Source organism: Limosilactobacillus sp. (assembly GCF_041859915.1).
Classification (GTDB): Bacteria; Bacillota; Bacilli; order Lactobacillales; family Lactobacillaceae; genus Limosilactobacillus.
This window is the reverse complement of sequence record NZ_JBFLGB010000029.1, coordinates 1-20474: the sequence shown is the minus strand read 5'-3', so window position 1 is coordinate 20474 and position 20474 is coordinate 1. Positions and strand designations below refer to the sequence as shown.

Below are 20474 nucleotides of genomic sequence, written 5' to 3'. Positions count from 1 at the left end.
AGTTAAGCCAATCTTGTTGGGCAAGCGCGCTGATATTGAAAAGACGGCTAATGATAACAATTTTGACATTGCTGGTCTTAAGATCATTGACCCGGCCGAATACCCAGCAGCGGACAAGAAGGCAATGTTCGACTCCCTACTAGAACGGCGGAAGAACAAGAACACACCGGACCAGGTTAAGAAGATGCTGGAAGACATTTCTTACTTTGGAACGATGTTAGTTTACATGGGTAAGGCCGACGGGATGGTTTCTGGAGCCGTTCATTCTACCGGCTCTACCGTTCGACCAGCCCTTCAGATTATAAAGACCGAGCCTGGTGTTCGGCGGATCAGTGGTGCCTTCTTGATGCTCAAGGGTGACCAACGCTACATCTTTGCTGATTGTGCCATCAACATCGAACTGGATGCACCAACAATGGCTGAAGTAGCGGTTCAAAGTGCTAAGACCGCTAAGCTCTTTGGCATTGACCCTAAGGTAGCCTTACTAAGCTTCTCTACTAAGGGTTCTGCCAAGGGCGACATGGTTACTAAGGTGGCTGATGCTACGGCGAAGGTTCACGAGATGGACCCAGACTTGCCAGCTGACGGTGAGTTACAATTTGATGCCGCCTTTGTTCCAGAAGTTGGTGCTCTGAAAGCGCCAGGTTCTAAGGTAGCTGGTCATGCTAACGTCTTTATCTTCCCAAGCTTGGAAGCCGGTAACATCGGTTACAAGATTGCACAACGGTTTGGTGGCTTTACTGCCGTTGGCCCAATCCTTCAAGGCCTGAATGCTCCAATTGCCGACCTGTCACGGGGTTGCAATGTAGACGATGTTTATAAGGTTGCTATGATTACGGCTGCCCGAGCATTATAAGATTGACTGAATAAAAAATGTGGGAATCCACTTTATAATGGGTTCCCACATTTTTTATTTTTCGAGCCAAAGTCGTGGACCGTCACAATGTAGTTTTCCGAGTTGAGCTTGGTTGGGAGCGATCATCAACAGAGAATCAAGATCGATGAAATGAACATTGCGGTGAGCATTGGCAAAGGCAACCGCGGCGGCAATACTGGTGGGCGCTTCGATCATGCAGCCCACCATACAGGGAATACCGGCCGTTGCGCAAAGCTGGTTGATAATGGTTGCTGCATGCAATCCTCCACTTTTCATTAACTTAATATTGATGTAATCTGCCGCATGTAGTGTGATTACTCGTAATGCTTCTTGAGGTGAAAAGACACTTTCGTCCAGCATAATTGGAATAGGACTAACTTGGCGTAATTGTGCCAGGCTGGTTAACTGATTAGCTGGTAAAGGTTGTTCAAGAAAGGCTGGATGAAGGTCAGCCAGTTCAAAATAATGGATTGCCTGCAGTGCTTGTTTGTATGACCATCCTTGGTTAACGTCAAGCCGGAGATTAATTTGGGGACCAACCGCTGTTGCAATTGCTCGGACCGTGGCCACGTCTTCGATCACAGCTTGATTGCCAATTTTAATTTTAAGTGCAGTAAAGCCAGCCTTGACTAGGCTTTGTGCTTCAGTAACCATTTGTTTACGAGGGCCAATGCTAATGGTATAGTCGGTAGTCATTGATTGCTTAGCACCACCAAGTAGTTGGGTAAGGGGAACTTGGTAGCGTTGGCTTAGTAAGTCATGAATGGCAATATCGGCAGCGGCTTTAGCCGGGGTATTACCGACCACACAATGAGTTAATTTGTTGAATAAAGGTTCTAATTGAGTAAGAGTTTGGCCGATCATCTGTGGACCGATGAGTTGGTCAAGGACGAGTTTGAGACTGGTAAGGTTGTCGCCAGTCACAACTGGATTTGGGGTAGCCGTGCCAGTACCAACCAGGCCATTTTTCAAGAAAAGTTGCAATTGAACCGCTTCGATTGCCTTAACAGTGTGTAGGTGGGTAACAAAAGGCCGCTTGAGAGGAATCGTAATTGGTTGGGTAGTGAATTTAACGATGGTAAAATTATCCATTGAATAAAGCATCTCGATTCTATTTTTTCAATTTTAACACGATTGATTTGATAGAATGATGAAAAAGAGTGTGAGAAAAGTGAGATTGCAGCGCTGGCTTATTTTAATTATTGCCTTGCTCGTTGGTGGTTACCTGATTGGTAATGGTGATGTCCAGGCGAGTCGTAACGCAGTCAACCAGGCTTTACAGCAAAATTTAACCCAAGTACGAACCTATGCCGACAGTGATCCTGGTAACTATGGTTATGCCAAATTTATTCAACGCCTCTACTATTGTGGTGGAAACCACTGCTTAGTTCAGACTAGTCCAGAGTTTAGACGTCTTCACCCAGCCGATCGGACTAATGTGGTTAACCAAACTCAAGCTTTAGCTAAGATGGTGCTTGTTGATCAGGGGGCCTGTACAAGCAGACAGGTTCGTGCGGGCCTGCAGCTAACGATTAAAATTGGTTGCCAGACTGTGGGCTATTCGCAGGTTAATCACCATTATCGTTACCATTGGCTTTGTCATAACAAGGCCGGTAAGTTAAAATAAGGCTAGTAATTAAAAGTGAGGGAGCAAGTAAAATGAAGAAGTTAACTTTAACGAGTCGCAATAAGACGATTGCCCTAGGTGAAAAGATTGGCCGATTACTCAAGGCCGGGGATGTGCTGGTCTTAGATGGCGATCTTGGTGCCGGTAAGACGACTTTTACCAAGGGTTTGGCTAAGGGTTTAGATATTCCGGATTTGATTAAGAGTCCTACCTTTACAATCATTCGTGAGTACCAAGATGGCCGCTTGCCGCTTTATCACATGGATGCTTACCGTCTTGAAAATGGTGGAGCTGAGGACCTTGGACTAGAAGAATACTTTGATAGCGATGGGGTCAGCGTGGTCGAATGGGCTCAATTCGTAGCGGATGAGCTACCAGATGACTTTTTAGCGATTCATTTTAAACGAACCGATGATGAGAATACCCGAGTGTTGGAATTTGAACCTCATGGCCACCATTTCACTAAATTAATTAACCAGGTGGTTGGTTAATGGCGGCTGAAGTTAAACTTAAATTGGCAACGGCAGATGATGCGGCGGCGGTATTGCAATTCTTGCGTCAAGCAGCGACAGAAAGCGACGCGGTAACGATTCCCCACCTTAATGAAGTTACCGTTGACCAGGAACGGCAAAACATTAACTTAATCAACCAGTTTGATGATTGTGTAATAATGCTAGCAATGCTGGATGGACAACCGATCGGCATCGTGACGGTAATGGTGTTGGAAAAAGAGCCAACAGCTGGGGAACTCGGCGTGGTAGTTGCTAAGCAATACTGGCGTAACGGGATTGGTCGTCTATTGGTTGAAGAAGCTGAGTACTGGTTTGAAAATTACAGTACTCTAAAATCGCTGGTATTAACGGTATTTACTACTAATTTACCAGCCATTAAACTGTATCAACGTTGTCATTTTATCCAAACCGGTACGACGACAGAAGAAGGACGCCCAGCATTGGTGATGGAATACCAACCAAGTAAATGATTATATCAAAATGGCACCTGGCCCAATAAGAAGGTTAGGTGTCGTTTGTTTACTTAGCAAGATGATAGATAATAATTTGTTGCTCAAACCAATAGTGACTAGAGTGACGATTATTACGGATAAATGGATAACGGGCCAAGACAGAGCGTAAATTACGTAGCCCTAAGCCGTGTTGATTGTTATTTAGGAAAATATTCGAGTGGTCATTGAGCTTTTGTAGATTGATTTGTTCTTTTTTAGTGGAATTACCAATAATTAATATTTGATTATGATGCTGGTCTTCAAAAAAACTAAGGTCAATTCGTGGTTTGGTAGATTGTTTGGCTGCTTTGATAGCATTGTCTAGCAAGATTGAAATGATACGTAACATATCGGTCATTTGAACATGATCGTCAAGCTTAATCGGTCGTTCTACCTCAATGTCAGCGTGAATATTATCATTAGTTGCTTGAAGAATTTTACTGTAAATGAGGCTTTTAATGGCGACATCTTTAACGTTTACTAATCGACCAAGGACACTGTTTCGTAACTCGACATTTGAGTTAGTAGGGATGACTACCTGATGAAAAATATTAGTAATTTGATTGATGTTTTTGTTTTCAACGGCGTCACTAAGACTGAGTAAGATGTTTTTGTAGTCATGCCGGAAGCGACGAAGTTCATCATACATAGCCTCAATATGACTGGTATATTGGGTTAAGTTACTAAGTTCAAGTTGTTGGTTTTGAATAGTTAACTGGTCGGTAATAATCTTAGTTGGTATCGCAATTGTTAACCCCATAATGATTAATGCTCCAACCATAAGCAAAGCAAAAATGGTATTAGGAACTCTGATAATGATTTCAAGTTGGGCAAGCAGAGCAGTTAACAGGGCCATGTTAGCAAAGTTGATTAGCCAAGCGTAGAGAGGTCGGTAATTGATAACGACCCGGCAGTAGTTGGTAATAGTTTTTTGGCAAATCTTATTAACTAAGCAAAAAATAAGTAAACTAAGAAGAGTAATCAATGTATAATTAATAATATTACCAATAAGAGCGCGAATGTAAAAATTAAATATGAGTGGAAATAAATTTTCGTAAATTAATAGTAGCCAGTACTTTATATAAGTTAACATAGTGATCACGAAAGTTAACGCGAAAGCAATCGTGTTAAAATTGAGGCTTTTTCGATATCCCCAATAATAAGTGATTAATGTACCGACCAGAATGAAGAGCAAAGTGGTGACCGTGCTTGCTTGAACGTATACGGCAAGGATAATTAAAATGGCTTGGATCGGCCAAGTTAAGTGTCGCCGGAGTAATCGTTGCATAGCAAAAATATAAGTCCAACCAAGGAACAGATAGGCACAAATTAAAGCAATTACACCAATTGGGTAATGATTATCAAGGGTGACCGAGAGTGTTCTGAAAAATAGCATAATGGTAAGACCTCACTCAAAAGGATGTGGAAATGAAATGACTGAAGAGAAAATAAAAAATAGACATGTAAAAGGAATTATATGTCCGCATTGTGGAACCGTTAATCCTAATGATCAGCAGTTTTGCCTCAATTGTGGGCAAAAATTACCCAAAGCAACTGTTGAACCGACACTACGAATAAGGCACCCTAAAAAGAAAAGAAGACAAAAAATTATTGTCACTATTTTAGCGTTATTGATTATTAGTGGACTGGCCGCTTATGGCATAAAAAAGCATAATGATGCTAACAATATGGGGATGACTTATTATAAATGGACTTACCTTAATAAAAACAAGCATCCTGTTAGGACGGATTATTATGTTTCTTATGCACCATCGTGGAAATCTTCGGGTTACGTATATATGTTGACTTATCCTAATAAAAAATTGGCCGTAAAAGCAACACCACAGTCTTTTATGCGTATTTATCACCGGCAGTCTTCCCGGCGAATAAAGTTTCGCACATCTGATCATAAAGAGGGACGGACTGGAACCTTTACCTTCAGCGACCATCGAGTGGTTAAGTATACAGAAAAAGGGTTCAAAGCTAGTGATAGCCACAATCCTCAGGTTAAATATTGGAGAGCCAGTGGTGAAAAACTTAAGAAATAGTAATTTTTTTAAGCAATTGTCGCAGGCGTAATCGACTAGCCGGGCAAGTTGCTCCGTTGAAGAAGGTGACGGTATTTTTATGGGTGTTAATTGTTTGGACTTGTTGAGGATTAATTAAAAAGCTCCGATGAATTCTAAAAAAGCGGGGATCCATTTTTTCAATTTCATGAAGATTGTAATTGATCTGTTGTTGTTGGTTGTCAACAGTATTTAGAATGGACGAATGAGAATTAGAAGCATTAGATTCAAAGAAATTGATGGTTGTGAAATCAATACTGACGATATTTGAATAATCTTTAAATCTAAATGGTTGTTCTCTCGTTTTATGATTAGCCTTACTGTGGACATAATTAATATCCTTTTCTAATTCGGCTTGAATATTCCCTAAATCTTTAGCAATAAAATCTAAAGCGCTAATCCGGTATTTATAAGTTTGATAAAGGAATTCGTCGTGAATGGTAATAAAGACGATACTGGCTAATTGGTCATGATTGCGAATTACTTGGCTCATCTTCAGCCCAGCTCTTTTATCACCGTTAATTTCTAAGTCGATAATATATAAATTATGGGTATTTGGTTGAAAAAGTTGGCGCACCATAGCTGGCAATTCTGAAAATGTTCGTACCGTTATTGCTAGGTGCTGCTTTTGGCAGATTTGTTCAACATATTCTTTAATTTGTTGTTGCTGAACGTAGTCATCTTCTAGAATTTCGACATTGAGCATTTTAATCCCCCATAATGTAAGTATTTAGGACCAATATAGCATGAATAAATTATGGGTGAAAAGAGAAGTCTCATTGCTATTGCTGAACACTGAAAAAATAAGAACGAAACTGAAAATAATCACTTTGATTTAGTCATTCAATGATATAAAATTAATTAGTGTTTTTGGTATTTGAGAACAAATAAAAAATCGGTGAGAAATTCCTTCTCACCGACTTTTTGTTAACCGACCATATTAATGAAAGGCTTAATTTGTTGATCACCAAAGTGCTGGTCCTGGTAAAGAAGAATGTTGGCGCAAGCTTGGGCATCATCAAGCGCATTATGGTGGTGATGCAGGTCGATGTTGAGGGCATCACAGACGGTATTGAGCTTATAATTGGTTAATCCCGGAAGTAAGTGGCGACTGGAGCGGACTGTATCAAGAGTTAGGTAAGCGGGTGGCTCGATGTCATAGTGTTCTAGGGTACTTTTAAGGACACCGTTATCAAATTGATTATTGTGGGCAATCACCAGTTGATTAGGGGTATAGAAAGGCTTGATATGCTGCCAAACGGCTGGAAAATCAGGCGCACCCTGGACATCGTGTGCGTGGATGCCATGAATTTTAACATTACGCCAAAAGAAATCAGTGTGTGGATTGATCAAGGTGTAGAATTCGTCAGCAACTTGATTGTTGCGAACGATTGTCAAGGCTAGGGAACAGGCACTATCCCGCTTGCCGTTAGCAGTTTCAAAATCCATTGCGATGAAGTTCATGGTGAATTCTCCTTTGAAAAGTTCTAATTATTAGTAATTTTAACGGTGATTAATCGTTTTCGCAAAAGTTCTGCTAAAATCATGATACAATTATTGGCAGAGTCAAAATTATGGATAAGAAAAGGAAGGCTTGCTAAAGAATGGCTAACTTAATAACTGAATTCCCAGAGATTGATATTAAACAAGATGAACCGTTAATGAATTATACCTATACCCATACGGGAGGGCCGGCAGATTGGTTGGCCTTCCCTGAAAGTGTAGACCAGGTTAAGCAACTGGTCGACTACGTTCGGGAACATCAGATGCCATTAACAGTATTGGGAAATGCCAGCAACTTAATTGTCCGTGATGGTGGAATCAATGGGTTGACCATTATCCTGACCCGGTTGAATAAGATTACGGTTAAGGGTAACCAAGTTACTGCTCAGGCCGGAGCTTCTTATATTGATACAACGATTGCGGCTCGAGACCATAGCCTGACAGGAATTGAATTTGCGGCTGGTATTCCTGGCAGCATTGGTGGAGCCATTTTCATGAACGCAGGCGCTTATGGTGGTGAAACCCAGTTTGTAGTTACTGATGCGACAGTGATGCTGCCAGACGGCACGATTAAGCATTTTGATAACCAGGGCCTTGATTTTGGCTATCGGCACAGTTGTGTTCAGGATAATCATGGAGTGGTATTGGATGCTACCTTTACTTTGAAGCCTGGAAAATTTGCGGAAATTAAAGCTAAGATGGATGACTTAAATGAACGCCGGGCCGCCAAGCAGCCACTAGATCTTCCATCCTGTGGAAGTGTCTTCAAACGGCCGAAGGGTTATTATGCTGGTAAGTTGATCCATGATGCTGGCCTTCAGGGCTATACGCATGGCGGTGCCCAGGTTTCTACTAAACATGCTGGTTTCATCGTTAATATTAATCATGGGACGGCGGCAGATTATGTAGCCGTTATTCACCATGTTCAAAAGACGGTTAAAGAAAAATTTGGTGTTGATTTGGAGACCGAAGTGCGGATTATTGGGCGAAACTAAGGAACAAAATGGGGAAGTTAATTCTCCATTTTTCTTATTATCATAAAACGTTTTACGTTTTGCCAGATAAGGCTTTGTAATCGCTTTATGGGTATGCTAAAATGAATATGTTATAAAAATTCGGTATATAAGGAGAATTAAGATGAGCAAAAAAGTAGTTGTATTAGGTAGTATTAATGTGGACACAACCTACCATGTTGAAAGATTCCCTCAGCCAGGAGAAACCATTTCTGCCAAGAGTAAGAGTTCTGCACCTGGTGGAAAGGGTGCTAACCAAGCTGTTGCGGCTGCTCGTTCTGGTGCCAAGACGTTTTTCATCGGGGCGGTTGGTTCTGACAGTGAAGGTAAATATATGTTAGAAGCCCTGAAAGACAATGATATTGATGTACGTCACGTTGTAGTTGACAAGTATCATGGTACTGGTTCTGCAGCGGTAACGCTGGATGCAAATGGTCAAAATGACATCATGATTTATGGCGGTGCTAACCAGGCGATGACCACGGACCTAGTTAAGAATATCGATGATATCTTGGATGATGCCGACTTTTTGATCAGTCAATTTGAAACCCCTCAGGAGGTAACCTTGGCAGCCTTTAAGAAGGCCAAGGCTCACAATGTTACCACGATCTTAAACCCAGCTCCGGCGCACAAGATCATTCCAGAACTACTGAATTACACTGATGTTATTACGCCGAACGAGAGTGAATGTGCCCTCCTAACTGGTATTAAGATTACTGATGAGGCTTCAATGCTTAAGAGTGCCGATTATTTCCGTGCACGGGGAGTCAAGCACCTGCTAATTACCCTAGGGTCTAAGGGAGTTTATTATGCTTGTCCTGGTGATAAACACGGCTTGGTACCGGCATTTAAGGTTCATGCTGTTGATACGACGGCTGCTGGTGATACCTTTATCGGTGCACTTGCTTCACAGTTAGCAAATGATCTCTCTAATGTTACTGATGCATTGGTTTATGCTCAACGTGCTTCTAGCTTGACTGTTCAAGGAATGGGAGCAATGCCATCTATTCCAACAGCTGATAAGGTCAAGGCTGCTTTAGCTGAAAAGTAATATCTATATTAAATTAAGGAAGCCCATTCCTGCTTGGAAATGAGCTTCCTTATTTAATTTGGGCAAATTTTCGGCAAACCCTTATCAACCAGTCTACTAATAATTGAAGAATGGTGATAATAATGGTAAAGACTAGCATTTTAGGACGCCAAATTCCATAGAGTTGACGGAGAAACCAAGAGGGAGTAAAGAGTAGGTAGATTGAATGTAGTCGTAAGAAACGACCAATGTAGATGCCAACGCTAGCAAGGTACATGAAGACGATGATCCAGACAAACTGAATTTCTAAATGGTGCGGAGTAGTTAACTGGGTTAATTGGTGAGCAACGCGTTCTAGAGTGACGGTTCCAATTAAAAGACAGGCAAGAGCGCAGGTTATCATAATAGCAAAAGTTAACCAAATCTGGGGATCAGAACGAAGAATTCCATTAATATTTGTGTGGGGGTGAAGCCAAGAAAGGTGAAAAAGGTCGGTCATTACGTACGGAGCATTGGGATAAAAGATTAGCCAGATTATTAATAGTAGCCAAAAAGCCAAGGCCCGGCGATCGTTGAAATGTCGTAATTGAAAGCTTAATTCAATTGGGACGTAGCCGAGAAAAACGTTAAAGGCCATAAAATCATACGGGGCTTTCATGAAAAGCTTTAATAGAATGATTAATCCCCAGAAGAAAAGACGAATTTGCCAAGTTGGTGAAAGCCGTTTGGTCATCACAATGCCTCCTTGTTTGAAATAATTAAAACCATGATAACAAATATTAATGAAATAAGTGTGATACTTTTTCTAGCGCTAAAAAATGATATAATATGAGCGTGAATTTAGAGGATGGTGAATGCGATGCAATTTATAACTTCGCTCTTGACGTGGCAAAATCTGATTCACCTGATTGATATCCTAGTTATTTGGTTTTTAATTTATGAACTATTACTTTTGATTCGTGGAACCCGGGCTGTTCAACTTTTCCGTGGGATCCTGATCATTATTTTAGTTAAGGTAATTTCCTGGTATGCGGGTCTTAATACCGTTTCCTGGGTGATGGACCAGATTATCAATTGGGGTGTGATTGCCATCGTGATCATATTCCAGCCCGAGATTCGACGAGGATTGGAACATCTAGGGCGTGGTACCTTTTTAAGTCATAACCAGTCAACTAACGAAGCAGAAGAAGAAACGATTAAACAACTTGATCAAGCAATTCAATATATGTCGAAGCGTCGTATTGGGGCACTGATTAGCATTCAAATGAAGACGGGCTTGGAAGAGTATATTGAAACGGGAATCCCGCTCGATGCTGATATCTCTGGAGCCTTGTTGATTAACACCTTTATTCCTAATACACCCTTACACGACGGGGCGGTGATTATTAAGAATAACCGAATTGCGGTAGCGGCAGCTTACCTGCCCCTATCGGACAGTAAGTTGATCCCTAAGGAATTAGGGACCCGTCACCGGGCCGCGGTTGGGATCAGTGAGGTGACGGATGCACTGACAATTGTCGTCTCCGAGGAAACGGGCGAAGTTTCAATTACCAAAGATAATGAGCTACTTCGCAATATGTCCCAGAACGATTACCTAAAGTTCCTGCGTTCACAGTTGTGTACACATGAACCAGCTCACGAAAACATCCTCACGCGAATTTACTCGCTTTTTGTAGGACATGGGGGTGGTCGGCATGGACAATAATAAGAGCTTCTTTAGCCGTAAATGGGTGTTACGGCTCTCATCATTAATCCTGGCATTGATGCTTTTTGCTTATGTTAATGGTAGTAAAAATGGCTTTCTACGGCAGACCACTCGCGGCAGCAATGAAAATAGTGCTTTAATGTCTGATAAATCAGCTACGATTCGGATGCCACTTGATATTACGGTTGATAATTCGAAATACGTGGTGACCGGCTATCCACAGTATGTTAAGGTCCGAATTACCGGACCGTCTGCTTTAGTTACGACGACGACTAATACGCAGAACTTTAAAGTTTACACAGACCTTAGTAAACTAACTCCGGGCCGCCACCAAGTCCCAATTAAGACTAGTGGTTTAAATTCGGAATTAAAAGCAGAAGTGTTACCGAAAAATATCAATGTCCGTATTCAGCCACGGCGGACAATCAGTATGAAAGTCATGGTGCGGGTAAACGCTCGTAACCTTGATGATAATTATCAGGCTGGTCGTGGCCACGCAGATGTTAACACGGTTCAGGTAACCGGTGCTCAGGATCAAGTAGCACGCGTTGACCGCATTGTGGCCTACGTGGTAGTTCCACGGGATGCTAAGAGTACTCTGCAACGGCAGGTTACCTTGCAAGCGGTGGATAAGAATGGTCAGATCCTGAATGTTGCTATCGTGCCGACCACGACAAACGTGACCGTGCCAATTAATGCTAGGAAAGATAATGACGAGAGCAATGCAACAAACAGTAGCTCAGCTGATTCTTCTAGCACGGGAGGAACTGCTACTAGTTCTTCTAACAAGAAAAAGGTGCAAACAGGGTCATCAAGTAGTAGCATAAGTAGTAATACGAATGATAATACTAGCTCGGCAGAGTCGAGTAGTAGTCAATCTTAAAGAATAGGAGTATATCGATGAAACTTAAGTATTTTGGTACCGACGGTGTTCGGGGTGTTGCAAATGAAGATTTGAGTCCGGAATTAGCCTTTCGGGTTGGTCGTGCGGGTGGTTATGTTTTAACCCGTCATTCTGATCGTCAGCAGCCCCAAGTCTTGGTAGCTCGGGATACCCGAATTTCTGGACAAATGTTAGAAAATGCTTTGATTGCGGGATTGTTATCAGTAGGTATTGAGGTACTGCGTCTCGGTGTTGTAACGACTCCTGGCGTGGCTTACCTGGTACGTGCACAAGAAGCGGATGCCGGGGTGATGATCACCGCCAGTCATAATCCAATCAAATATAACGGGATCAAGTATTTTGGTGGGAACGGTTTTAAGTTGTCCGATGATCTAGAATACGAGATTGAGCAGCTTTTGGATGCCGATGAGGATAAACTGCCACGGCCGTCTGATAAGGGACTTGGTACAGTGGCCGATTATCATGAAGGGGCACTCAAATACACCTCCTTCTTGGAACAAACGGTTTCCACTGACCTATCGGGTCTCAAAATTGTGGTTGATGCAGCTAATGGTGCCACTAGTGGCTTTGTTTCAAATCTTTTTGCAGATATGAACGTTGATTTTGTAGCGATTAATGCTCAACCAGATGGCCTAAACACTAACCTTAATTGTGGTTCAACTCATCCGGCCGGCTTACAGAAGGCAGTCGTGGATAATCACGCAGACCTTGGTGTTGCTTTTGATGGTGACGGTGATCGTTGCATTGCTGTTGATAATGAAGGTAACATTGTTGATGGTGACAAGATTATGTACATCTGTGGTAAGTACATGGATGCTAAGGGAATGCTAAAGAAGGATACCGTGGTCACGACCGTGATGAGCAACCTCGGGATGTATAAGGCCTTGGCAGCACACGGGATGAAGAGCGTTAAGACTAAGGTCGGTGACCGCTACGTCGTTGAAGAAATGCTAAAGAACGGATATAATCTCGGTGGTGAACAATCCGGTCATATTATTTTCCTTGACCATAATACGACTGGTGACGGGATGCTAACGTCCTTACAATTGTTGTCCGTAGTTAAAGAAACCGGCAAGAGCTTAAAAGAATTAGCTAGTGATGTTCATACTTATCCTCAGGAACTGTTAAACATTAAGGTGGCCGATAAAATGGCCGCAATGGACAATCCAAAGCTGAAGGCAGTCATTGCTAAGGTGGAAGATAAGATGCACGGTGATGGTCGTGTCCTTGTTCGGCCAAGTGGGACTGAGCCACTGTTGCGGATTATGGCTGAGGCACCAAGTAAGGAATTAGTTCACCAATATGTGGAAGAAATTGGTGATGTTGCACGGGCAGAACTAGAAGTTAAATGATGTATTGTTTAACTGCTTAAAGCTACTGTAAAGCTTTCTAGTTTTTAGGTAAAAATGAGTAAAAATGGTTAACGGCAAAAGCGTTGACCATTTTTTTATTTTAGTTGTTGAAAACGACCTAGACCAATCGAGAACAATCAATTGACAATCGTTGGCAAAACTTGTACTATCTATAACAGTCGTACAAGATCACTAGGTGACCTTAGCGATCTATACCAATTTTAATTAAAGGATGGAAAATAAATTATGTGTGGAATTGTTGGTGTGACAGGAACAGATAAGACCCTGTCAATTTTAATCGATGGTTTAAAAAAGCTTGAATACCGTGGCTATGATTCTGCCGGTGTTTACGTTAATGATAATAATGGTCATGATTATCTAGTGAAGCGGCCTGGACGGATTAGTAATCTAGAAGCAGCTCTAACCACTGATGTTCACGGCCTGTCTGGGATTGGTCACACTCGTTGGGCTACTCACGGTGCACCGACCGAAGAAAATGCGCACCCCCAATATTCCCAAGATAATCGTTTTTACCTGGTTCACAATGGAGTCATTGAAAACTATGCGCAATTGAAGAAGGAGTACTTGGCAGGTGTTCACTTCACTAGTCAAACCGATACCGAAGTGATTGTTCAATTAGTCGATCATTTTGTTGTGCAAGACCATATGAGTACCGAAGCGGCGATGCTAAAAGTATTGCGGCTAATCAGTGCTGATTCCTCCTATGCTTTTGTAATGATTGACCGGGAAGACCCGGCAACCCTGTACGTGGCTAAGAACAAGAGTCCATTGCTGGTAGGCTTAGCTGATGGTTACAACATGGTGGGTTCAGATACCATGTCAATGATTAAGGAAACAAATAAGTTTATGGAAATTGATGATCATGAATTAGTAATTGTCAAGCCAGACCACGTCACTATCAAAGACTTTGATGGTAATGAAAAACACCGGGACAGTTTTACCGTTGACATGGACCCGAGTGCTGCTGATAAGGGGACTTACCCATTCTATATGTTAAAGGAAATTGATGAACAGCCAGCCGTAATGCGGCGCCTGGTTCAAAAGTACTTTGGCAATAGCGATGATCCACAGATCGATCCAAACCTGATTCAGGCAATGGCTGCGGCTGACCACCTTTATATTGTTGGTGCCGGGACTAGTTACCACGCTGGACTAGTTGGTGCACGGATTTTTGAACGGCTATGCAATATTCCAACTAGTGTTCATATTTCTTCGGAATTTGCATATGAACAACCACTGCTATCTAAGAAGCCATTCTTTATCTTCCTGAGCCAGAGTGGTGAAACGGCTGATAGTCGTCAGGTACTAGTTAATGTCAACAAACATCATTGGCCAAGTTTGACCATCACCAATGTTGATAAGTCCACCTTGTCACGTGAAGCTACCTTTACGGAACTGTTATATGCAGGACCAGAAATTGCCGTGGCTTCTACTAAAGCTTACACCGCCCAAATTGCCGTAGAAGCCATCTTAGCGAAGGCACTTGGTGAATATCTTGGCCAAAAAGCTGCTAAGGACTTTAACGTTAAACACCAATTAGGCCTGGTTGCTAACGGGATGCAATCGATTACTGACAGTAAGAAGAAGCTAGAAGAAATTGCTTCTCGTTACTTATCTAAGACTCGCAATGCTTTCTACATTGGCCGGGGAATTGACTGGAGCGTTTCTCTAGAGGCAGCTTTGAAGTTAAAGGAAATTTCCTATGTTCAGGCTGAAGGCTTTGCTTCTGGTGAATTAAAGCACGGGACTATTGCCCTGATTGAGAAGGGCACTCCGGTGATCGGCATTATTACCCAAGACCGGACTGCTGGTCTGACGCGGAGTAACTTGGATGAAACCAAGGCGCGTGGAGCTAATACAATTACAATTGTTTCTCGGCACCTCGCACAAGAAGATGACACGATTATTCTGCCAGAAGTCGACCATTACCTGACACCATTGTTGAGTGTTATTCCAGCTCAATTATTGGCGTACTACACCAGTTTAGGTAAAGGCCTGGATGTGGATAAACCGCGGAATTTAGCTAAATCAGTTACTGTTCAATAAAATTTTTAAAAAGCAGGTTGCGTTAATGACGTAACCTGCTTTTTAACTTTCAATTGATAAATGTCAAAAAGTTTAAACTTATTGTTGACATCACAAGGTGAAAACGCTATCATAATAATTGCAAGGTATTAAGTATTTACCTTCTAATCAATTCTCTTTCTCTCTTATGCCAATCATCGTCGTCCAGACGGTGATTTTTTAGTTTAAAGCCGCTATAATGTTTAGTGTTGATTGAAAGGGGCGAGTTGAATGGAAAAGCAACATCAAGTATTAACATTGATTGAAGAGATTACGCGCAATGATGGCAGTAAGTATTATGAAATTGGTAATATGGTCCACAATGGCCGGGCGGAACTAGCAGCCGAACGGGGATTTATTAAGGAAGTACGGATCTTGCAACTAAACATTCCTCATTCTAAAAACGTTATTCGTTACGAAAATTTCATTAACTCGCATTACCAGATGCAAGATGAGTCGATGGATCATTGGGAAGAGTGGAAACGGACTCCCGAAATGGATAAGGTTGTCGATGAAATCTTAAAAGAAAACCATATTGGTTAATTATCAAAGACGGTGGTATTTAGTTACCCCGCCTATTTTTGAGCCAATAGATGAGAATTGACGTGGAGGAATTCGTTAACAATGAAGATGGTTGGAAGAAAACATCAGTATATTACAGGAATTGATGGGTTGCGAACACTAGCAGTGTTGGGAGTAATTATCTATCATTTATTGCCGAACGTATTACAGGGTGGTTATTTAGGAGTGCCTCTTTTTCTATTGATTTCAGGTTACTTTGTCACCTATCAGTTTAGTCAGCGGCTTGATTATCACCAGCATATCGATATTTGGCATTTTTACCATAAACGATTTAAACGTCTTTATCCCGTATTAATCGCAATGCTTTTTCTGACAACGGCCTATATTACTCTGTTTGCCCATGAATTATTGCATAATATCAGAATGATCATTATGACTAACCTCCTCTGGGTTTATAATTGGTGGGAAATTGGTCATGGACAGTCTTACTTTGACCAATTCGGCGGCGCTTCCCCCTTTACTCACTTATGGACATTAGGAGTGGAAGCACAATTTTATCTACTTTGGCCGTTAATTATAACCCTTCTATTTATGATCCTACGCAAGAAAAAGCTTGTTCGTCGAGTTATCTTATTGTTAGCTATCGCCTCAGCGGTTGAAATGGCTATCCTTTATGATCCTACTAACGTTAACCGGGTTTATTATGGGACCGATACCCGAGCCTTTTCGTTGTTGCTAGGTTCATGGTTGGGTTTGGCGTGGCCGCTTAATCGGTTAAATCCGCATCCACGAGAAAGCTTGCGTGGCCTCCTCAATATGGTGGGGATTATTATGACAATTTTGACGGTGGTGGGTTTCTTTACCCTTAATGGTCAATCTGCTTGGACCTACCACGGGGGAATGTTTTTCTACAGTGTTATCGGGCTATTACTGATGGCAACGATCCTTCATCCTGGGTCTAAGATGAACGATTGGTTTTCTAACTCATTCTTTCACTGGGTTGGTCAACGTTCCTATGGCATTTATGTTTATCAGTATCCAGTAATGGTATTTTATGAACGAATCGTCAAGGTTGGGGTGCATCCAATACTGAATTCTATTATTGAATTGGCGATTATCGGGCTGATCAGTGAAGCATCGTATCGTTACTGGGAACGGCCGTTAGCTTCGCAGCATTGGTCCGCTTTAGTACAGCCATTTCACTGGTCTTGGCAGCAGTGGGTTCGCACTGTGACCAGCCTGTTAGTATTGGCGGTAGCCGTTTTTGGAATGGCTCAGCCGGATCATACTCCTAAGAAGACCGCCGTTCAGCAGCGGATTGAAAGGAACCACCAAAAAGCAAATAAACATAACCAGGAAATTGCGGCTGGCAAAAAGGTTAAAACCAATCCTAATGCTAATGCCAAGCAGTATGCCTTATCGCCTGGTGAGGTTCACCAAGCGCAGAAACTCAAGATTACTGCGATTGGTGATTCGGTAATGGCCGATGCGGCGGGTAGTATTCAAAAATTAATGCCACTAGCCTATGTCGATGCTCAGGTTGGCCGTCAGGGTTCAGCCACTCCCGCAGTGATTAAGCAATTAGAGAGTCAGGGACATTTGAATAAAATAGTTGTGCTTAATCTTGGAACCAATGGCGCAATGAGCCCCCAGACAATTAATGAGATTGTGAAAACGATTGGCCCAGGTCACCAGATTTACTGGATGACAGCACACGTGCCAACTAAGCCTTGGCAACAAACTGTCAATGATGAAATTGAGGGTGCGGCTAAGAAATATCCAAACGTCCACGTGGTTGATTGGTATGGCATGAGTGAGAAACATAGTGAATGGTTTGCCAGTGATAATGTCCACATGGGACAAGAAGGAAACAACAATTATGCTCGGTTGATTGTTAAATCTATTTTAAATAATCAGAAAGGACAGAATAAATGACTACGAGTGATGACCTTCTTAACCAGGCAATTAGCATTTATTTATCGGCACTTAAAAACCTAGGACATTTTGTTTCACAGCCAGCGTCCCGCTATTCATTATCTTTTGAACAGTATTTAATTCTTCAAGAGATTGTGACCAAACCGGGAATTAAGCTGATGGATATTGCTCATCAACGTCGTGTAACGCGTAGTGCCGTTTCTCGTCAGTTGCGAGTTTTGCTGAATAATAACTATGTTCGCCAGGAACAGGTTCAGGCCGATCGGCGAAAGGTTGCTTTGGTACCAACAGCGATGGGGGAACGGGTGGCTACTAATGTTCAGACCCGTATTCGTCAGCGTTTTGCCAAGTGGGTAGATATTTATGGCGAAGCTCGCGGACAGAAGTTGTTGCAACTACTGGATGAATTTAACCAACAGGTGATTCAGCCGGAAAATGACCAGCCACGAAAGGACAAAGAGAATAATGATTAAGATGCTTGCTTTAGACCTTGATAATACCTTGTTAGACAGTGATAAAAAGATTTCGCAACGCAATGAACGCGTTTTAAGAAAATTGCATGACCGCGGCATTCACGTGGTCCTTTGTACTGGACGACCAATTAATGCCATTTGGCCGTTGATTGAACAGCTAGGGCTGACCCGTCCTGATGATTATACAATCACCTTTAACGGTGGGTTAGTCATCAATAATGTGACCAAAGAACACCTCTTTGAATTAGGAATGGCTAAGCAGGACCTTCAACCGCTTTTCGATTTTGTCCAGCGTGAGAAGATTCCGTTAGATGTGTTGGATTTTGAGCGGGTATATGAATTAACCGACCAACCAGGATCCATTTACCGATCTGTGTTGAAAAACATCGAATTTCGGGATACTAAAATGGCTGACTTGCCGGCTACTACTTACAGTAAGGCTGTGATGGCCATTCCAGCGAAACGGTTATCTAAAATTATTGCTGATTTACCAGCAACATTGAAGGATCGTTACCATGCCGTCCAGTCACAACCAATGATTATGGAATTTTTGCCACAACACGTTGATAAGAGTGTTGGCTTGAAGGCACTGCTTGATCATTTCGGTGAAAGTTTTGATAATCTGATGAGTTTTGGAGACGCTGATAACGACTTGGGGATGATTAAGGCGGCCACTCAGGGAATTGTGATGGCTAATGGCTTGCCCGAGGTTAAGGCGGTGGCAACGGCCCTAACTACTTCTAATGATGATGATGGGGTAGCTGACTACTGTGAACGGTATTTTGGTATTTAATTATTAACTTTATAAATATTTTTTTGGCCACTTTGTTACAATTTAAATATAATTGTAATGTTTTGCGATTGTTTTGTTATCGTGTAGTAATATTAGGCGTGTAAAATAAAAAGCAAGAACTATACGAATAAGAAGGATGATTATTTAATTATGGTTTCTAAAAGAACTCTTGTTAAAGCAGCAACTACTTTTGGAACAGTGGCATTAGGATTAACGGCAGCGACAGCAGTTGCCAATGCTGATTCTGTCTATACTGTGCAGAGTGGTGATACGCTTTCGAGTATTTCTTATAAATTTGCACAAAATAATAGCTTGGTAAATACAATCGCTCAGACTAACCACATTACTGATATCAATAAAATCTATGTGGGACAACACTTGATTATTAAAGATAGTAATCAGCAGAATAATCCAACGCAGGCTAGTTCAACAGTTAATGCTAACAATTCTTCAGCTGCAAATAACCAGGCAGCTACTAATACACCTGCTAAGGCCGCTAACAACAATTCTGGAGCAAATGTAAAGAATAATAGTAGTTATAATTCCAATGTTAGTGGTAATGATGCAGCTGCTAAGGCGTGGATTGCTGCTCATGAATCAGGTGGTAATTATGGCGCCACTAATGGTCAATATATTGGTAAGTACCAGTTGTCTGCTTCCTACCTAAATGGTGATTATTCACCAGCTAACCAGGAACGGGTAGCAGATCAATATGTTGCTAACCGTTATGGTTCCTGGACTAAGGCTCAGCAATTCTGGATGGCCAACGGTTGGTATTAAGATTGAAAAAGCACTTCGGTTAGCGAAGTGCTTTTTTCTATCCAAAGTGTAAAAATTATGGTAAACTAAAAACTGTATCTGGGGATGTTTTTTGGATTCGACAGGTATAGGTTGAGTTTCGACTGCGTTTCGAAGGTTGCGTCTTCGTAAAAACGCTCAGTTTTAAATTATAACTGCAAACAATAATTCAAACGCTTACGCTGTTGCTGCCTAACAAGTAGCACGCGTAGATCCGTTCCGGGTTCGTCCATGATGCGGATGCGGGTTTCATATTTTAGTGGACTACGCTGGTAACTGCCGTTTGAGGTTACTAGAAGAGTTCTTTCAAACTAGCCAGTCATGGTTGCCTTGATCAGCGGCGTTTTGGTTGGTAAATCTTAAATAGTTGAGCTACGAACGTAGAGGTTGAAATGGCGATATGCTTGGACACGGGTTCGACTCCCGTCATCTCCATTGATGGTTTTCATCTAATAGTAAACAGGCTTAAAATGTTGATATAAAGGCATTTTAAAAAATGCAATGTTCAATAAATAGTAGCTATTTGCTTTTAAATGTTGTCAAAAATGTTGTCACAAAATTAAATATCGTTTGGGCATGGCCGTTGTGAACAACAACGGTATTTTTTTATTTTTTCATGATATAATAAAAATCGTTAGCAACTCGAATATCGCCAAAATCGTCAACCGTAAAATCACGGTTAAGGTTGACATTTTTTAGTTGATAACCAGTTTCATTAGCCAGCGAGCAGCGCGGCACAGGCGATCCCAGGGGTCCGGAAGCCGAATTCGATCGTCTGGACCGCCTGC

At 41.9% G+C, this 20474-nt stretch carries 22 protein-coding genes and 1 other RNA gene; 17 read left to right on the top strand and 6 right to left on the bottom strand.

Features of this window, described 5'->3' with window-relative positions; translation table 11 throughout:
* The coding region (gene pta / locus ACEYV4_RS05505) for a phosphate acetyltransferase (protein WP_373842376.1) at nucleotides 1-856 on the top strand (856 nt) is incomplete at its 5' end.
* A 54-nt stretch (nucleotides 857-910) separates the two neighbouring features.
* Here the strand turns inward: pta and ACEYV4_RS05500 are convergent.
* Nucleotides 911-1969 carry a dipeptide epimerase gene (locus ACEYV4_RS05500; protein ID WP_373842375.1) on the bottom strand — a complete coding sequence of 353 codons (1059 nt, stop codon included), beginning with the start codon at nucleotides 1967-1969 and terminating at the stop codon, nucleotides 911-913.
* Between the two features lie 85 nt (nucleotides 1970-2054).
* Between ACEYV4_RS05500 and ACEYV4_RS05495 the strand changes: the two genes are divergently transcribed.
* Genes ACEYV4_RS05495 through ACEYV4_RS05485 form a run of 3 tightly spaced genes read left to right on the top strand, consistent with a single transcriptional unit; the run spans nucleotide 2055 to nucleotide 3486 of the window.
* Nucleotides 2055-2504 (top strand): hypothetical protein, encoded by a 450-nt coding sequence (locus tag ACEYV4_RS05495; RefSeq protein WP_373842374.1) that lies wholly within the window; start codon nucleotides 2055-2057, stop codon nucleotides 2502-2504.
* Between the two features lie 32 nt (nucleotides 2505-2536).
* The gene (gene tsaE / locus ACEYV4_RS05490) at nucleotides 2537-2995 is read left to right on the top strand and encodes a tRNA (adenosine(37)-N6)-threonylcarbamoyltransferase complex ATPase subunit type 1 TsaE (RefSeq protein ID WP_373842373.1); all 459 of its coding nucleotides are present in this window, start codon (nucleotides 2537-2539) and stop codon (nucleotides 2993-2995) included.
* Nucleotides 2995-3486, top strand: coding sequence for a GNAT family N-acetyltransferase (locus ACEYV4_RS05485; RefSeq protein ID WP_373842372.1), 492 nt, complete (start codon nucleotides 2995-2997; stop codon nucleotides 3484-3486). The genes tsaE and ACEYV4_RS05485 overlap by 1 nt, the downstream gene beginning before the upstream one ends.
* A gap of 49 nt (nucleotides 3487-3535) precedes the next feature.
* On the opposite strand, the gene ACEYV4_RS05480 is transcribed toward ACEYV4_RS05485, so the two are convergent.
* Nucleotides 3536-4903 carry a GHKL domain-containing protein gene (locus tag ACEYV4_RS05480; RefSeq protein ID WP_373842371.1) on the bottom strand — a complete coding sequence of 456 codons (1368 nt, stop codon included), beginning with the start codon at nucleotides 4901-4903 and terminating at the stop codon, nucleotides 3536-3538.
* A 37-nt stretch (nucleotides 4904-4940) separates the two neighbouring features.
* Here ACEYV4_RS05480 and ACEYV4_RS05475 point away from each other — a divergent pair, with 37 nt between their 5' ends.
* Nucleotides 4941-5555, top strand: a complete 615-nt coding sequence (locus ACEYV4_RS05475) for a zinc-ribbon domain-containing protein (RefSeq protein WP_373842370.1) — start codon at nucleotides 4941-4943, stop codon at nucleotides 5553-5555.
* Here the strand turns inward: ACEYV4_RS05475 and ACEYV4_RS05470 are convergent.
* The gene (locus tag ACEYV4_RS05470; RefSeq protein WP_373842369.1) at nucleotides 5545-6279 is read right to left on the bottom strand and encodes a DNA-binding response regulator; all 735 of its coding nucleotides are present in this window, start codon (nucleotides 6277-6279) and stop codon (nucleotides 5545-5547) included. The genes ACEYV4_RS05475 and ACEYV4_RS05470 overlap by 11 nt on opposite strands.
* 221 nt (nucleotides 6280-6500) lie before the next feature.
* A complete protein-coding gene (locus ACEYV4_RS05465; protein ID WP_373842368.1) occupies nucleotides 6501-7037 on the bottom strand; it encodes a 3'-5' exonuclease in 537 nt (178 codons plus the stop codon).
* Between the two features lie 140 nt (nucleotides 7038-7177).
* Here ACEYV4_RS05465 and murB point away from each other — a divergent pair, with 140 nt between their 5' ends.
* Together murB and rbsK are read left to right on the top strand one after the other, a co-directional pair.
* Nucleotides 7178-8071, top strand: a complete 894-nt coding sequence (gene murB, locus ACEYV4_RS05460) for a UDP-N-acetylmuramate dehydrogenase (protein ID WP_373842367.1) — start codon at nucleotides 7178-7180, stop codon at nucleotides 8069-8071.
* A 142-nt stretch (nucleotides 8072-8213) separates the two neighbouring features.
* Entirely contained in the window at nucleotides 8214-9140 is a 927-nt protein-coding gene (gene rbsK / locus ACEYV4_RS05455) for a ribokinase (protein WP_373842366.1), read from the top strand.
* Nucleotides 9141-9189: 49 nt separating this feature from the next.
* On the opposite strand, the gene ACEYV4_RS05450 is transcribed toward rbsK, so the two are convergent.
* The gene (locus tag ACEYV4_RS05450) at nucleotides 9190-9852 is read right to left on the bottom strand and encodes a DUF1361 domain-containing protein (protein ID WP_373842365.1); all 663 of its coding nucleotides are present in this window, start codon (nucleotides 9850-9852) and stop codon (nucleotides 9190-9192) included.
* A 126-nt stretch (nucleotides 9853-9978) separates the two neighbouring features.
* Here ACEYV4_RS05450 and cdaA point away from each other — a divergent pair, with 126 nt between their 5' ends.
* The 10 genes from cdaA (at nucleotide 9979) to ssrA (ending at nucleotide 20124) form a co-directional block, all read left to right on the top strand.
* Complete coding sequence (gene cdaA, locus ACEYV4_RS05445) at nucleotides 9979-10824, top strand: diadenylate cyclase CdaA (protein ID WP_373842364.1); 846 nt, start codon at nucleotides 9979-9981, stop codon at nucleotides 10822-10824.
* The gene (locus ACEYV4_RS05440; protein ID WP_373842363.1) at nucleotides 10814-11707 is read left to right on the top strand and encodes a YbbR-like domain-containing protein; all 894 of its coding nucleotides are present in this window, start codon (nucleotides 10814-10816) and stop codon (nucleotides 11705-11707) included. Before cdaA ends, ACEYV4_RS05440 begins: the two co-directional genes overlap by 11 nt.
* Before the next feature lie 17 nt (nucleotides 11708-11724).
* Nucleotides 11725-13080, top strand: a complete 1356-nt coding sequence (gene glmM, locus ACEYV4_RS05435) for a phosphoglucosamine mutase (RefSeq protein ID WP_373842362.1) — start codon at nucleotides 11725-11727, stop codon at nucleotides 13078-13080.
* A gap of 246 nt (nucleotides 13081-13326) precedes the next feature.
* Entirely contained in the window at nucleotides 13327-15147 is a 1821-nt protein-coding gene (gene glmS / locus ACEYV4_RS05430; protein ID WP_373842361.1) for a glutamine--fructose-6-phosphate transaminase (isomerizing), read from the top strand.
* Between the two features lie 249 nt (nucleotides 15148-15396).
* Entirely contained in the window at nucleotides 15397-15708 is a 312-nt protein-coding gene (locus ACEYV4_RS05425; protein ID WP_373842360.1) for a hypothetical protein, read from the top strand.
* An 81-nt stretch (nucleotides 15709-15789) separates the two neighbouring features.
* On the top strand, nucleotides 15790-17622 hold the full coding sequence (locus ACEYV4_RS05420; protein WP_373842359.1) for an acyltransferase family protein: 1833 nt from the start codon (nucleotides 15790-15792) through the stop codon (nucleotides 17620-17622).
* Nucleotides 17619-18095 (top strand): MarR family winged helix-turn-helix transcriptional regulator, encoded by a 477-nt coding sequence (locus ACEYV4_RS05415; RefSeq protein ID WP_373842358.1) that lies wholly within the window; start codon nucleotides 17619-17621, stop codon nucleotides 18093-18095. Before ACEYV4_RS05420 ends, ACEYV4_RS05415 begins: the two co-directional genes overlap by 4 nt.
* The gene (locus ACEYV4_RS05410) at nucleotides 18088-18888 is read left to right on the top strand and encodes a Cof-type HAD-IIB family hydrolase (RefSeq protein WP_373842357.1); all 801 of its coding nucleotides are present in this window, start codon (nucleotides 18088-18090) and stop codon (nucleotides 18886-18888) included. Before ACEYV4_RS05415 ends, ACEYV4_RS05410 begins: the two co-directional genes overlap by 8 nt.
* Before the next feature lie 150 nt (nucleotides 18889-19038).
* Nucleotides 19039-19668, top strand: coding sequence for a LysM peptidoglycan-binding domain-containing protein (locus ACEYV4_RS05405; RefSeq protein WP_373842356.1), 630 nt, complete (start codon nucleotides 19039-19041; stop codon nucleotides 19666-19668).
* 80 nt (nucleotides 19669-19748) lie between these two features.
* Nucleotides 19749-20124, top strand: a transfer-messenger RNA (tmRNA) gene (gene ssrA, locus ACEYV4_RS05400).
* Between the two features lie 168 nt (nucleotides 20125-20292).
* Here the strand turns inward: ssrA and ACEYV4_RS05395 are convergent.
* The coding region (locus tag ACEYV4_RS05395; RefSeq protein WP_373842355.1) for a hypothetical protein at nucleotides 20293-20474 on the bottom strand (182 nt) is incomplete at its 5' end.